This window comes from Pseudomonas soli (assembly GCF_900110655.1).
In the GTDB taxonomy this organism is placed as follows: domain Bacteria; phylum Pseudomonadota; class Gammaproteobacteria; order Pseudomonadales; family Pseudomonadaceae; genus Aquipseudomonas; species Aquipseudomonas soli.
Window position 1 is genome coordinate 883,014 of sequence record NZ_FOEQ01000001.1, and the last position, 12,905, is coordinate 895,918.

Here is a 12,905-nt window from a genome sequence, read left to right on the forward strand (position 1 = left end):
ATGGGTTTCAATTGCGGCATCGTCGGCCTGCCCAACGTCGGCAAGTCCACCCTGTTCAACGCCCTGACCAAGTCCGGCATCGCGGCGGAGAACTTCCCCTTCTGCACCATCGAGCCGAACAGCGGCATCGTGCCGATGCCCGACGCACGCCTGGCCGCGCTGGCCGAGATCGTCAAGCCGAACCGCATCCTGCCGACCACCATGGAGTTCGTCGACATCGCCGGCCTGGTCGCTGGCGCCTCGAAAGGTGAAGGCCTGGGCAACAAGTTCCTCGCCAACATCCGCGAAACCGACGCCATCGCCCACGTGGTGCGCTGCTTCGAAGACGAGAACGTGATCCACGTTTCCAACAGCGTCGACCCCAAGCGCGACATCGAGATCATCGACCTCGAACTGATCTTCGCCGACCTCGACAGCTGCGAGAAGCAACTACAGAAGGTCGCCCGCAACGCCAAGGGCGGCGACAAGGATGCCCTGGCACAGAAGGCCATCCTGGAAAAACTGATCCCGCACTTCACCGAAGGCAAGCCAGCACGCAGCCTGATGAAGAACATGGCTGACGACGAAAAAGCCGTCATCCGCGGTTTCCACCTGCTGACCAGCAAGCCGGTGATGTACATCGCCAACGTTGCCGAAGATGGCTTCGACAACAACCCGCACCTGGACGTGGTCAAGGCCATCGCCGAGGAAGAAGGCGCGGTGGTGGTACCGGTGTGCAACAAGATCGAAGCCGAGATCGCCGAGCTCGACGACGGTGAGGAGAAGGACATGTTCCTCGAGGCCCTGGGCCTGGAAGAGCCTGGCCTGAACCGCGTGATCCGCGCCGGCTACGAGCTGCTCAACCTGCAGACCTACTTCACTGCCGGCGTGCAGGAAGTGCGTGCCTGGACCGTGCGCGTGGGCGCCACCGCGCCACAGGCGGCCGGCGTTATCCACACCGACTTCGAAAAAGGCTTCATCCGCGCCGAAGTGGTGGCCTATGACGACTTCATCCAGTTCAAGGGTGAGAGCGGTGCAAAAGAAGCCGGCAAATGGCGCCTTGAAGGCAAGGACTACATCGTCAAGGACGGCGACGTGATGCACTTCCGCTTCAACGTCTAAGCACAGCCCGGCGCCCTCCCATCGCGGGGCAAGCCCGCTCCCCACGTAATCTGTACTGGACGCGTGGGAGCAGGCTTGCCCCGCGATGCATTTGTGCCGGGAAAAGTTGAGCAGTTGCGTAACTGATTGCCAGCAGAGTTGCATTTAACGTCGCTCGGCACCGGTCCAGGCTAGTCGCCTTTCCGTGAACAGGCATGCTTCCATGACGCAAACAACCCAACGTCCCAAAGCCGTACCCACCGTTCAGGTGAACACCGAAGAAGTGATCGTCACCGAATGGCGCTTCGCCCCAGGTGCCGAGACTGGCCGGCACCTGCACGGCCATGACTACGTGGTGGTGCCGATGACCGATGGCACGTTGTTGCTGGAGACCCCGGAAGGCGAGAAGCTCGCCCCTCTGGAGGCGGGCCAGAGCTACTTTCGCAAGGCCGGTGTGGAGCACAACGTGGTCAATGCCAGCGATCACGAAGTGGTGTTCATCGAAACCGAGCTGAAGTGATGAACAAGCGCGCGCCTGCCCAGGTTGCGCGTGTACCCCAGCGGCCCTACACTCCCCCTGCTTGAACCGGGATAACCGAAGCACTGCCTCGAAACCCGATGGACCTGACCCTTGCCGGTCAACCGTCGGGACAAATGGGTCCGGACCTTGGCCGGCCTGTTTATCGGAGGCAACACAATGAGCCCGCGTATCTGGCTGCTGGCCCTGGCGACGTTCGTCACGGGCATGGCAGAAAACATCACGGTCGGCATCCTGCCGGCCCTGGCCGATGGCCTGCAAGTCCCGCTCGGTATTGCCGGGCAGCTGACCACGGTGTTCTCCCTGAGCTTCGCCCTCGCCGCGCCCTTCTCTCCCCTGCTGACCACACGCCTGCCCTTGCGCCGCCTGCTGTGCGCCACCCTGGCGATCTTTGCCCTGTGCAACCTTGCAGCAGCCCTGGCGCCTGGCTATACCGCGTTGCTGGTGGCGCGCATAGGCATGGCCGCGACCAGCGCCCTGACCTGCCTGACCTGCACTCTGATGGCCACGCGCATGGTGCCCGAGGCCCAGCGTGGCCGCGCCATCGGGGTGATCTTCATGGGCATCTGCAGCTCACTGGTGCTGGGGGTGCCGGCTGGGATGCTGCTGTGCGACGTGCTGGGCTGGCGTGGCGTCTTCACCGGGCTGAGCGTGCTGGCAATGGCGGTACTGCTGATGGCCTGGCAAGGGTTGCCGCAGCTGCAGAGCAGCGAACGCATCGCCCTGCGCAGCTATGTCCGCCATCTGCGCGACAGCCACCTGATGGCAGCCCAGGGCGTGTCGTTGCTGATGATTGCCGGGCACTTCACGGTCTTCGCCTACCTGGCCCCCTATGCCCACCAGGTCGCCGACATTCCGCTGCAATGGCTGGCGGCAGTGTTCGCCGCCTTCGGCATCGCCGGTGTTTCGGGCGGCTATGTCGGCGGCTGGATGGCGGACCGACTCGGCGCAGGCCGCTCCATCGCGCTGGCGCCGCTGCTCTATCTCGCCAGCTTGCTGGTACTGCCCTTGAGCGTGGGCACGCCATGGTGGTTCCTGGCGACCATGATGCTCTGGGGTGGGCTGAGCTGGACCACCTCACCGGTGGTGCAGAGCTACCTGGTGACCCGTGGCCCGGATACCTTCCCGGCTGGCATGAGCCTGAACATGTCGGCCATGCACCTCGGTGTCGGGCTGGGTTCGGCCATCGGCGGCGTGGTGATCACCGGGGCGACGCTGGCGGCCACCCCCTGGGCCGGCGCCGCGCTGACCGCCTTGGCGGCGGGCCTGGCATTCTGGTCGGCCCGCCCTCCTGCCGAGCCAGTTTTCAGCAAGCGCGAACCGGCGTAGCGGTCTGCTGCTCCTGCTCGAAGGCGTCGGCCAGGTAGTCGATCAGCTTGCGCACCGCGGGCATCAACCCGCGCCGGGAAGGGAACAGCGCCACCACCTCCCCTTCCCGTGGAGCCCAATCGTCGAGGACATGCACCAGCCGCCCGTCAGCCAGGTCGGCACGCACCGCCTCCTCGGGCAACAGCACCGCGCCCACACCGGCCAGGGCGGCCTCGCGCAGTACCGTGAGGTCGTCCGACACCACACGAGGGCGATGGCGCACGGCAGCCTCGGCGCCCGCAGGCCCGATCAGCATCCAGGTGGCGTCCTGCACATTGGCGCCCCAGTTCAGGCTCGGCAGGACCTGGAGCCCTTCCGGTGACACGGGCCGCCCGTGTTCGGCCAGCAGGCCCGGCGCAACCACCAGGCACTGACGGCTCGGGGCCAGGCGACGCATCACCAGCTCGCTGCTTTCCAGTGGCTGGTGCTGCACGCTCAGCACCAGGTCAAAGCCCTCGCCGATCACATCCACCCGGCGGTTGTAGCTCTTGACCAACAACTCGACCACCGGGCATTGCGCCATGAAGCGCGCCAGCATCGGCGCCAGACGCGAGTCGAGCAGCGCGGTGCTGCTGGCCAGGCGCACGATGCCACGGGGCTCGGCGCGGTTGCGCTCGACGGCATCCTCGGCGGCGACGGCCTGCTCGAGCATGCCCAGGCAATGGCGGTAATACTCCAGGCCCACCTCGGTAACCTGGAACTGCCGCGTGGAGCGCTGGATCAGGCGCACGCCCAGGCGCTCCTCGAGCTTGGCCACGCGCCGGCTGAGGCGTGACTTGGGCAGGCCAAGGATGCGCCCGGCGGGCGCGAAGCCGCCGTGCTCCACCACCTTGGCATAGAGATAAAGGTCGTTCAGGTCGAACATCGGCAACACTCGTCCACGGCTCACCGCTGCATCATCCGCCATTCTACAGGGATCGTCACAGGGGCCGTGGGCGTCACCAGGCCCGGGCCCCGGCAACGGGGCCCGGGTTGGCGGTCACTTGGCCAGCTTGCTGTAGCTGGTCATCAGGTTGCGGTAGTCGGGGATGTGGTTGGAGAACAGCGTGCCCAACCCTTCGATGTCGTTGCGCCAGTCACGGTGCAGCTCGCAGGCCACGCCGAACCAGGTCATCAGCTGGGCACCGGCGGCTTCCATGCGGCGCCAAGCCGAGTCGCGGGTCAATTCATTGAAGGTGCCGGAAGCGTCGGTGACCACGAACACCTCGAAGCCCTCCTCCAGCGCCGACAGCGCCGGGAAGGCCACGCACACCTCGGTGACCACGCCGGCGATGATCAGCTGCTTCTTGCCGGTGGCCTTCACCGCCTTGACGAAGTCCTCGTTGTCCCAGGCGTTGATGTTGCCGGGGCGGGCGACGTAGGGCGCCTCGGGGAACTGCTCCTTGAGCTCGGGCACCAGCGGGCCGTTGGGGCCGGTCTCGAAGCTGGTGGTGAGGATGGTCGGCAGCTTGAAGTACTTGGCCAGGTCGGCCAGCGCCAGCACGTTGTTCTTGAACCGGTCCGGGTCGATGTCGCGCACCAGCGACAGCAGCCCGGTCTGATGATCGACCAGCAGTACCGCGGCGTTGTTCTTGTCCAGACGCTTGTATTGGAATGCCATGGTGGATCTCCTTGCTTGGATGGGAAACAGCCAGGTTCAGTTGCGTTGCGAGTCCAGTTGCTCATGGCCGGTGACGACGGCCTGGGCCTTGGCGTAGCTCTCGATCAGCAGTTGATAGTGCGGGAATACAGCGCTGTAGGCCTCGGCCCACTGCGCGGCATCCGGACGGTTCCAGGTGCGCTGCACCTCGGAGCAGACGGCGGCGGTGTCCATTGGCACCACGCCGGCCTGGACCACCCGCGCCAAGGTCACTTCCTGGGCCATCTTGGAGTAGGTGCCTGACGCGTCGATGACAGCGAACACCTGGTAGCCGGCGGCCACCGCGCTGATGCTGGGAAAGGCCATGCACACGCTGGTGATGGTGCCGGCGATGATCAGTTGCTTGCGCCCGGTGGCCTTCACCGCAGCGACGAACTCGGGGTTGTCCCAGGCGTTGATCTCACCTTTGCGGGCCACGTATTGCGCGTGTGGCGCAGCCTCGTGGATTTCCGGGATCAACGGGCCGTTGGGGCCCTGGGGTACCGAGGCGGTGGTGATGACCGGGATCTTCGCCAGGCTGGCGACCTTGGCCAGGGTGATGGCATTGGCCCGCAGCTCGGTCATGGGCATGTCCTTGACCGTCTGGAACAGGCCGCTCTGGTGGTCGATCAGCAGCATCGCGACGTTGTCGGGGTCGATGCATGGCACCTGGCCTTCGAAGTTGGCGGCTTGCGAGAAATTGCTCATCGTTCTCTCCTCTTGGTGTGAGAACTGGCCATCCTGGCCGCTGCGGTCGGGCCGCGCCCCACACATCCACAGTGGGGACTATGAGAGTAGGCAACGCAGGCTGAACGAAGCGACCGTCAGTCGGCGGGCCGTGGAATATGCCCGTGCGGCCTGTGGCCAGGCGGGCGACAGGCCTAACGGTAGAGAGGAGAGTTGCGGGCCGGTAGGCCCATGGGTGAACCCTCAGAGTTGCGCTGGGGGAACGATGATGAAACGCCTGCCCCAATCACCGATCCGATGGATCGGTAATTTTCAGCAGCGCTACTCGGTCGATAACTTGGTCGGTTACTTGGTCGGTCAGTCCATTGGTTCACGATTTCCTGAACTGATTATTTGACCACAGCGATTCTTCCACCCGCCGGCCCCCACCAGAATCGCTTCACCAACAATCACAATAAACCGTGAGGCCACTCCCGTGGACCAGACACTCCAGGTACGGCAGGCCGCCGCCGACCTCGTCGCCGCCTTCGCCAACAACGACACCGCCCGCTACTTCGCCTGCTTCAGCGAAGACGCCACCTTCCTCTTCCACACCGTGCCGCAACCGCTGCTGTCGCGCCGTGCCTATGAAGAACTCTGGGCCAGCTGGCAGGCGGACGGTTTCGCTGTGCTCGGCTGCGAGTCAAGCAATGCCCAGGTGAGCCTGCAGGGCGAGGTGGCGATCTTCATGCACGACGTGACCACACGCCTGAACGTCGCCGGCGAGACCCTCGACCTGAATGAACGCGAGACCATCGTCTTCCGCCTGCACGGCGACCGCTGGCTGGCCTGTCACGAGCACCTGTCGGTCGTCTCGCCGGCCTGATCCTCTTTCAAGCGGCCCTGCCGCACTGCCATCGCACCCACAACAAGGCCGCCCGACGGCCGACAACATTCGCGCTGGAGCATCACCATGAGCCACTCGACCGGTATCGAGACCAATGGCGTCGAACAGATCCCCGACGATCAACGCGACGCCGCCCCGCTGGACCTGTTCCGCCTGATCTTCGGCGGTGCCAACACCTTCGCCACCGCCGTGCTGGGCAGCTTCCCGGTGCTGTTCGGGCTCTCGTTCCAGGCCGGGGTCTGGGCGATCCTGCTCGGCGTCGGCGTGGGCGCGCTGATCCTCGCGCCGATGGGCCTGTTCGGCGCGCTCAACGGCACCAACAACGCGGTGTCGTCCGGCGCGCACTTCGGTGTGCACGGGCGTATCGTCGGCTCGTTCCTGTCACTGCTGACCGCCGTCGCGTTCTTCTCGCTGTCGGTATGGAGCTCCGGCGATGCCCTGGTCGGCGGCGCCAAGCGCCTGGTCGGCCTGCCGGAAACCGACCTGACCCTGGGCCTGGCCTACGGCCTGTTCGCGATACTGGTGCTGGTGGTGTGCATCTTCGGCTTCCGCTTCATGCTGTGGGTCAACAAGATCGCGGTGTGGGCCTCGAGCCTGCTGTTCCTGCTGGGCATCTTCGCTTTTGCCGGGCCCTTCGATGCGGGCTACGCCGGCAGCGTCTACCTCGGCCAGGCCGGCTTCTGGGCGGCGTTCGTCGGCGCGGCGATCCTGGCCATGAGCAACCCGGTGTCGTTCGGCGCCTTCCTCGGCGACTGGTCGCGCTATATCCCGCGCCAAACGCCCAAGTCGCGCATCATGCTGGCGGTGATTCTCGCCCAGGCCGCCACGCTGATCCCGTTCCTGTTCGGCCTGTGCACCGCCACCCTGGTGGCCAGCCAGGCACCAGACTACATCGCCGCCAACAACTACGTCGGCGGCCTGCTGGCAATTTCGCCGGGCTGGTTCTTCCTGCCGGTGTGCCTGATCGCGGTGATCGGCGGCATGTCCACCGGCACCACGGCGCTGTACGGCACCGGCCTGGACATGTCCAGCGTGTTCCCGCGCCTGCTCAGCCGCGCCGCCGCCACATTGCTGATCGGCGTGCTGGCCATCGGCTTCATCTTCGTCGGCCGCTTCACCTTCAACCTGGTGCAGAGCGTGTCGACCTTCGCCGTGCTGATCATCACCTGCACAAGCCCCTGGATGGTGATCATGATCCTCGGCCTGATCACCCGCCGCGGCTTCTACCACGCCGACGACCTGCAAGTGTTCACCCGTGGCCAGCAAGGCGGCCACTACTGGTTCGAGCACGGCTGGAACTGGCGCGGCATGGGCGCGTGGATCCCCAGCGCGGTGGTTGGCCTGTGCTTCGTGAACCTGCCCGGACAGTTCGTCGGCCCGCTGGGCGAGCTCGCCGGCGGCATCGACCTGAGCCTGCCGGCGACCCTCGGCATCGCCGCCGTGCTGTACCTGATCCTGCTCAACCTGTTCCCTGAACCTGCTGGCGTGTATGGCCCCCGTGGCCCGCGCTGGGTGCGCTGCAAAAGCACGCCGGTAAAGCCTGTGACCACTGCCGAAATGGCCTGACTGGAATCCGACCATGACCACACCTCACTACATCGACGGCCGCTGGGTCGAAGGCCAGGGCAGCGACTGCATCGTTGTCCACAACCCGTCCGACGGCCAGCCGTTCGCCGAACTGATGGCCGCCAGCAGCGCCCAGGTCGACCAGGCCGTGGCCGCCGCGCGCCGTGCCCTGGCGCCTTGGAAGACGGTCAGCGCCACCGAGCGTGCCACCTACCTACGCGGTTTCGCCGAACAGCTGGGCCAGCGCCGCGACGAACTGATCGCGTTGCAGATGCGCAACAACGGCAAGCCTCGCCATGAGGCCGAGATCGACCTCGACGACGCCAGTGCAACCTTCGCCTACTACGCAGACCTGGCCGAGCAGTTACCGGCGAAAAACCGTGACGTGCCCCTGGCCGCGCCGGGCTTCACCGCCCGCACTCGCCTTGAGCCGGTGGGCGTGGTCGGTCTTATCGTGCCGTGGAACTTCCCGCTGGTGACCAGCGCCTGGAAGCTCGCCCCGGCCCTCGCGGCCGGCTGCACCGTGGTGCTCAAGCCCTCCGAAATCACCCCGTTGATCGAGCAGGCCTACGGCCAGATCGCCGAGGTGCTGGGCCTGCCGGCCGGCGTGCTGAACATCGTGGGCGGCAAGGCCGAGACCGGCGCTGCGCTGAGCGGCCACAACGGCCTGGACAAGCTATCGTTCACCGGCAGCAACGGCGTCGGCAGCCAAGTGATGCGCGCCGCCGCGGCCCAGTGCCGGCCGATAACGCTGGAGCTGGGCGGCAAGTCGGCCATCGTGGTGTTCGACGATTGCGATGTCGACCAGGCGGTGGAGTGGATCGTCGCCGGTATTACCTGGAACGCCGGGCAGATGTGCTCGGCCACCTCGCGCCTGCTGGTGCAGGAGGGCATCGCCGATGCCCTGCTGCCGCGCTTGCAGGCGGCGCTGGTGGCGTTGCGCGTGGGCAACCCGCTCACTGAAGAAGTGGACATGGGGCCGCTGACCAGCCAAGCGCAGTGGCTCAAGGTCGCCGGCTATTTCGCCACCGCCCGCGAAGAGGGCCTGAAGTGCCTGGCCGGCGGCACCGCGCTGGACCGCGACGGCTGGTTCGTCAGCCCGACGTTGTATGTGGATGTACCGGTAAGCAGTCGCCTGTGGGGCGAAGAAATCTTCGGCCCGGTGCTGTGCGCGCGGCGCTTCGGCAGCGAGGCCGAGGCCATCGCCCAAGCCAACGACAGCCGCTTCGGCTTGGTCGCCACCGTGTGCTCCGCCGACCTGGAACGCGCCGAGCGCGTGGCCGATGCGCTGGAGGTGGGGCATGTGTGGATCAACTCGGTGCAGGCGGTATTCGTCGAAACCTCGTGGGGCGGGACCAAGGGTAGCGGGATCGGGCGTGAGCTCGGGCCTTGGGGGCTTTCGGGGTATCAGTCGGTGAAGCATGTGACGCGGTGCTTGGGGTGATTTTTTAGGCGTCCCTTTTTAAAAAACGGGGAGGCAGGCAGGTGTTCGGCGAGTTTTTTCAACGCCTATCGGCGAACACCTGCCAGCCTTCACGCAATCGCATTCAAACCCCATCGCGGGGCAAGCCCGCTCCCACGCCGACATGTGCAACCAGTGGGAGCGGGCTGGCCCCGCGATTGGCCTTATGCCGGTTCGTCGGCCTGGCGCCCGTTCTCCTGCACCAGCACCATGCTCGCCGGCGACGACAGGGCGATGCCCTCTTCGCGCAAGCGCCCGAGAATGGTGAATAGCAGGTCGCTGCGCGTGCCCGATACCTGTCGAGGCGAAGCGACATAGCCGCTTACCCCGATGACCATGCCACTGCTGGTCAGGTCCTTGAAGGTAACCGAGGTGGCCGGCGCGTCGAGGATCGACTCGTGCTCCTTGTACGCCGCCAGCAACACCTCGCGCACTTTCGCAGGGTCGGTCTCCAGCGGCAGCGTCAGGGTGATGCCCACCACCCCCAGGGCATTGGCCATGGTCACGTTGCGTACGTTCTGCGAGATGAACTGCGAATTGGGCACGATCACCGTCGAGCGGTCAGACATCTGGATTTCCGTGGCGCGCACGTTGATCCGGCGAATATCACCCTCGACACCCGCCAGGCTCACCCAGTCACCCACCTTCACCGGGCGCTCGGTGAGCAGGATCAGGCCGGAGATGAAGTTCTGCACGATCTGCTGCAGGCCGAAACCGATACCCACCGACAGCGCACTGACTACCCATGTCAGGCTGGTCAGGTTGATGTGCAAGGTGGACATCACCAGCATGGCCAGGAACAGGAAGCCCAGGTAGCCGACCAGGGTCACCAGCGAGGCGCGCATGCCGGCGTCCATGTCGGTTTCCGGAAGCAGGCGTTCGCTCAGCCAGCGCTTGACCACGCGAATGGCGAACCAGCCACCGAGGAAGATCGCCACGGCCAGGAAGATGTCCTGGGGCACGATGTTCAGGTTGCCCAGCACCTTGCCACCGGTGCCGTCCCAGTCCGCCAGGCTCAGCAGCAGCTCGCCGGGGCTGGTGCCCGAAGGCATGAATATCAGCAACGCGGCGGCAAACAGCAGCAGTGTGCGGCCGATTCCCGCCAGCACCGTGCTGGCCTGGGCCTGGTGGCGTTGCTGCAGGCCCAGCGCCGAGGCCAGCGCCAGGCCACCAGGCTGACGCGGCGACAGCAGGGTTTCGCACAGGTCGCCGAACACGGTCACCAGCAGGTAGGCGCAGGTCACCACCACGCTGATCCACAACAGCTTGCCGGTGAGGAAATAGGCAAGTGTCAGATAGCCGGCGAGCAGGGGCAGCAGGATCGCCACCACCCACACCACGATTACAAACGGGATCAGTCCGGCCAGGCCTTTGGGACGCTCCAGGCCATGCTGACGACGGGCACGACGGTAGCGCAGCAGGGCCACGACGAACAGCAGCGAGACCACCAGCGTGGTCACGCCGTTGGTGGCCAACGTCAGCGCCAGGCTGGCACCGATCACGCTGTTGATGCGCTCCTGGGTCAGCAGCACCATCAGTGCCAGGGCCAGGACTTTGGGGAACCAGCCCAGCGCGCTGGCCACTTCGTCAGGGATCGGTGGCAGGCGCCAGGACGGGCGCTGCAGCATCAGCATGGCGCGGCCCAGGCCGGAGATGAAGGCACTGAAGATCACCAGCGCCAGGATATGGTTGGTCAGGCTGGCGACGTCGGTACCCAGGTCGGCGCTGCTCTCCAGGCCCCAACGCAGCAGCGACACCGAGCCGGAGATGGTGCCCAGAGTGGCCAGGCTCACGCTCAGGGCCAGGGCGCTGCGGCGCAGACGGCCTTCGGGTAGCCAGCGGATCATCGCATCGGCCAGCAGGCGCTCCAGCAGCCGCCGTACCAGGGTCCAGACCAGCACCGCCGCCACCAGCGCGGTGATGAACAACCAGCGGTTTTCGGCGCTGAGGGCGCTGGCCATGGCGTCCGAGACTTCGTCGCGCAGGTCGCGCAGGCGCGCCACGTCGTCGTCGGTGGGGCGGATCAGGCTCGACCAGAACGCCGGGCTCAACGGGCTGGCGGCGCGGCTGGTGATCTGCGAGTTGAACAGGCTGCGGCGCAGGTTGACGATCTGCGTGGACAGGTCACGGGCCGACTGGGTCAACGTGGTGGCGTCTTTCTGCTCAGCGACCACCTTGTTCTTTTCGTCAGTGAGCTGCTTGCGCTGCCGCGTCAGGCTCTCGGCCTCTTCGGCCATGGGCGGGCCGAGCACGTTGAGCTGGTCGTCCAGGCGCTGCACGTCGGCGGTGCGCTGGGTGGCCAGCGCATCGGCCTGGCGCTGCACCTGCAGGGCCGACTGGCGCAACTGCGCGAGTAGGTCATCGTTGGCGTTGCTGGTGACGCCCTGGCGGATCTGGTCGAGGCGTTCGCTCAACTCTTCCAGGCTGGCGTTCTCGTCCAGCACCTGCTGCTCGGCCACGGCCAGGCGCGATGCCGGCGTGGCCGGGGCAGCCCAGGCCGGGACGGCCAGGCACAACAGCAGGGCGAAAATCCCCGCATAGAATCGGTCAAGGCTGACACGCCTCATCGAATGTTCCTCTACGCAACTCGACAGGGCGTGAATTCTACTCGGTCCGCGCGCTCAGGAGAGTGCCGTCTCTCGGTCCAGCAACTGACGCTTGCGCTCGATGCCCCAGCGGTAGCCACTGAGGTCACCGTCACGGCGCACCACCCGGTGACAGGGAATGGCAACGGCGATCGCGTTGGCCGCGCAGGCCTGGGCCACCGCCCGCACGGCCTTGGGCGCGCCGATGCGCTCGGCGATGTCGGTGTAGCTGACCGTGGTCCCGGGCGGCACCTCGCGCAGCGCCTGCCAGACCCGCTCCTGGAACGCCGTGCCCTGCACATCCAGGGGTAACGCCAGGCCCAGCGCCGGCGCCTCGACAAAGCCGATCACCTCGGCCACCAGCCGCTCGAAGGCGTCATCGCCGCCGATCAGCCGGGCCTTGGGGAACTTGTCCTGCAGGTCCTTGAGCAAGGGCTCGGGCTCGTCACCCAGCAGGATCGCGCAGATGCCCCGCTCGCTCTGGGCCACCAGGATCGCCCCCAGCGAGCACTGGGCCACGGCAAAATGGATGGTGGCACCCTGGCCGCCGGCACGGTACTCCCGCGGGCGCATGCCCAGCCGCTCGGCGGCGCTCTCGTAGAACCGGCTGTTGGAGTTGTAGCCCGCGTCGTAGATGGCCTCGGTGACGCTGTCGGCGGCATCCAGGCGCTGGCGCAGACGTTGGGCGCGGAAGGCCGAGGCGTAGGCCTTGGGGGTCAGGCCGGTCTCGGCCTTGAACAGGCGATGCAGATGGAAGGGGCTGACGTTCAGCTCGCTGCCGAGCTGGTCGAGGTTGGGCGCGGTTTCACGGGCCTCGATCAGGCGGCAGGCGCGGGCCACCAGGTCAGTGCGCCGGCTGCCCTGCCCGGCCTTGCAGCGTTTGCAGGCGCGGTAGCCAGCTGCCTCGGCCTGGCCGGGGTCGGCAAAGAACTCGACATTTTCGCGCTTGGCCAGGCGCGACTTGCAGGCGGGCTGGCAGTAGACGCCGGTGGTGCGCACGGCGTAGACAAAGTGGCCGGTCGCGGCGGTGTCGCGGGACTGCACGGCGTGCCAGCGTTCAGCGTCGGTGGTGTAGGTGGTCGGGGCGGGGGTCATGGCGCCTCTCCTTGGTTCGA

At 66.3% G+C, this 12,905-nt stretch carries 11 protein-coding genes; 6 read left to right on the top strand and 5 right to left on the bottom strand.

Going from position 1 to position 12,905, the window contains the following annotated elements:
- From ychF to BMY03_RS04105, 3 genes are all read left to right on the top strand, one after another.
- Positions 1–1,101 carry a redox-regulated ATPase YchF gene (ychF, locus tag BMY03_RS04095; protein WP_023629554.1) on the top strand — a complete coding sequence of 367 codons (1,101 nt, stop codon included), beginning with the start codon at positions 1–3 and terminating at the stop codon, positions 1,099–1,101.
- 202 nt (positions 1,102–1,303) lie between these two features.
- On the top strand, positions 1,304–1,600 hold the full coding sequence (locus tag BMY03_RS04100; protein WP_023629553.1) for a cupin domain-containing protein: 297 nt from the start codon (positions 1,304–1,306) through the stop codon (positions 1,598–1,600).
- A 177-nt stretch (positions 1,601–1,777) separates the two neighbouring features.
- Positions 1,778–2,947, top strand: coding sequence for an MFS transporter (locus BMY03_RS04105; RefSeq protein ID WP_094010301.1), 1,170 nt, complete (start codon positions 1,778–1,780; stop codon positions 2,945–2,947).
- Here BMY03_RS04105 and BMY03_RS04110 read toward each other — a convergent pair.
- The 3 genes from BMY03_RS04110 to BMY03_RS04120 all read right to left on the bottom strand — a co-directional run bounded on the left by BMY03_RS04110 (position 2,925) and on the right by BMY03_RS04120 (position 5,312).
- Positions 2,925–3,851 carry a LysR substrate-binding domain-containing protein gene (locus BMY03_RS04110; protein WP_094010302.1) on the bottom strand — a complete coding sequence of 309 codons (927 nt, stop codon included), beginning with the start codon at positions 3,849–3,851 and terminating at the stop codon, positions 2,925–2,927. The genes BMY03_RS04105 and BMY03_RS04110 overlap by 23 nt on opposite strands.
- 114 nt (positions 3,852–3,965) lie before the next feature.
- The gene (ycaC, locus tag BMY03_RS04115; protein ID WP_023632674.1) at positions 3,966–4,586 is read right to left on the bottom strand and encodes an isochorismate family cysteine hydrolase YcaC; all 621 of its coding nucleotides are present in this window, start codon (positions 4,584–4,586) and stop codon (positions 3,966–3,968) included.
- Positions 4,587–4,622: 36 nt separating this feature from the next.
- A complete protein-coding gene (locus BMY03_RS04120) occupies positions 4,623–5,312 on the bottom strand; it encodes a hydrolase (RefSeq protein ID WP_094010303.1) in 690 nt (229 codons plus the stop codon).
- Positions 5,313–5,766: 454 nt separating this feature from the next.
- On the opposite strand from BMY03_RS04120, the gene BMY03_RS04125 reads away from it, so the two are divergent.
- The 3 genes from BMY03_RS04125 to BMY03_RS04135 all read left to right on the top strand — a co-directional run bounded on the left by BMY03_RS04125 (position 5,767) and on the right by BMY03_RS04135 (position 9,187).
- Positions 5,767–6,156 (top strand): YybH family protein, encoded by a 390-nt coding sequence (locus BMY03_RS04125; RefSeq protein ID WP_094010304.1) that lies wholly within the window; start codon positions 5,767–5,769, stop codon positions 6,154–6,156.
- Positions 6,157–6,243: 87 nt separating this feature from the next.
- The gene (locus BMY03_RS04130; protein WP_094010305.1) at positions 6,244–7,743 is read left to right on the top strand and encodes a purine-cytosine permease family protein; all 1,500 of its coding nucleotides are present in this window, start codon (positions 6,244–6,246) and stop codon (positions 7,741–7,743) included.
- A gap of 13 nt (positions 7,744–7,756) precedes the next feature.
- Complete coding sequence (locus BMY03_RS04135) at positions 7,757–9,187, top strand: aldehyde dehydrogenase family protein (RefSeq protein ID WP_094010306.1); 1,431 nt, start codon at positions 7,757–7,759, stop codon at positions 9,185–9,187.
- Positions 9,188–9,369: 182 nt separating this feature from the next.
- On the opposite strand, the gene BMY03_RS04140 is transcribed toward BMY03_RS04135, so the two are convergent.
- Together BMY03_RS04140 and ada are read right to left on the bottom strand one after the other, a co-directional pair.
- Positions 9,370–11,772 (bottom strand): DUF3772 domain-containing protein, encoded by a 2,403-nt coding sequence (locus BMY03_RS04140; protein ID WP_094010307.1) that lies wholly within the window; start codon positions 11,770–11,772, stop codon positions 9,370–9,372.
- Between the two features lie 54 nt (positions 11,773–11,826).
- Positions 11,827–12,885, bottom strand: a complete 1,059-nt coding sequence (gene ada / locus BMY03_RS04145; protein WP_094010308.1) for a bifunctional DNA-binding transcriptional regulator/O6-methylguanine-DNA methyltransferase Ada — start codon at positions 12,883–12,885, stop codon at positions 11,827–11,829.
- Positions 12,886–12,905 lie beyond the last annotated feature (20 nt).

Bases quoted from the DNA above. Each gene is read 5' to 3' on its own strand.
- ychF (WP_023629554.1), top strand. From the start codon at position 1: ATGGGTTTCAATTGCGGCATCGTCGGCCTGCCCAACGTCGGCAAGTCC.
- BMY03_RS04100 (WP_023629553.1), top strand. From the start codon at position 1,304: ATGACGCAAACAACCCAACGTCCCAAAGCCGTACCCACCGTTCAGGTG.
- BMY03_RS04105 (WP_094010301.1), top strand. From the start codon at position 1,778: ATGAGCCCGCGTATCTGGCTGCTGGCCCTGGCGACGTTCGTCACGGGC.
- BMY03_RS04110 (WP_094010302.1), bottom strand. From the start codon at position 3,851: ATGTTCGACCTGAACGACCTTTATCTCTATGCCAAGGTGGTGGAGCAC.
- ycaC (WP_023632674.1), bottom strand. From the start codon at position 4,586: ATGGCATTCCAATACAAGCGTCTGGACAAGAACAACGCCGCGGTACTG.
- BMY03_RS04120 (WP_094010303.1), bottom strand. From the start codon at position 5,312: ATGAGCAATTTCTCGCAAGCCGCCAACTTCGAAGGCCAGGTGCCATGC.
- BMY03_RS04130 (WP_094010305.1), top strand. From the start codon at position 6,244: ATGAGCCACTCGACCGGTATCGAGACCAATGGCGTCGAACAGATCCCC.
- BMY03_RS04135 (WP_094010306.1), top strand. From the start codon at position 7,757: ATGACCACACCTCACTACATCGACGGCCGCTGGGTCGAAGGCCAGGGC.
- BMY03_RS04140 (WP_094010307.1), bottom strand. From the start codon at position 11,772: ATGAGGCGTGTCAGCCTTGACCGATTCTATGCGGGGATTTTCGCCCTG.
- ada (WP_094010308.1), bottom strand. From the start codon at position 12,885: ATGACCCCCGCCCCGACCACCTACACCACCGACGCTGAACGCTGGCAC.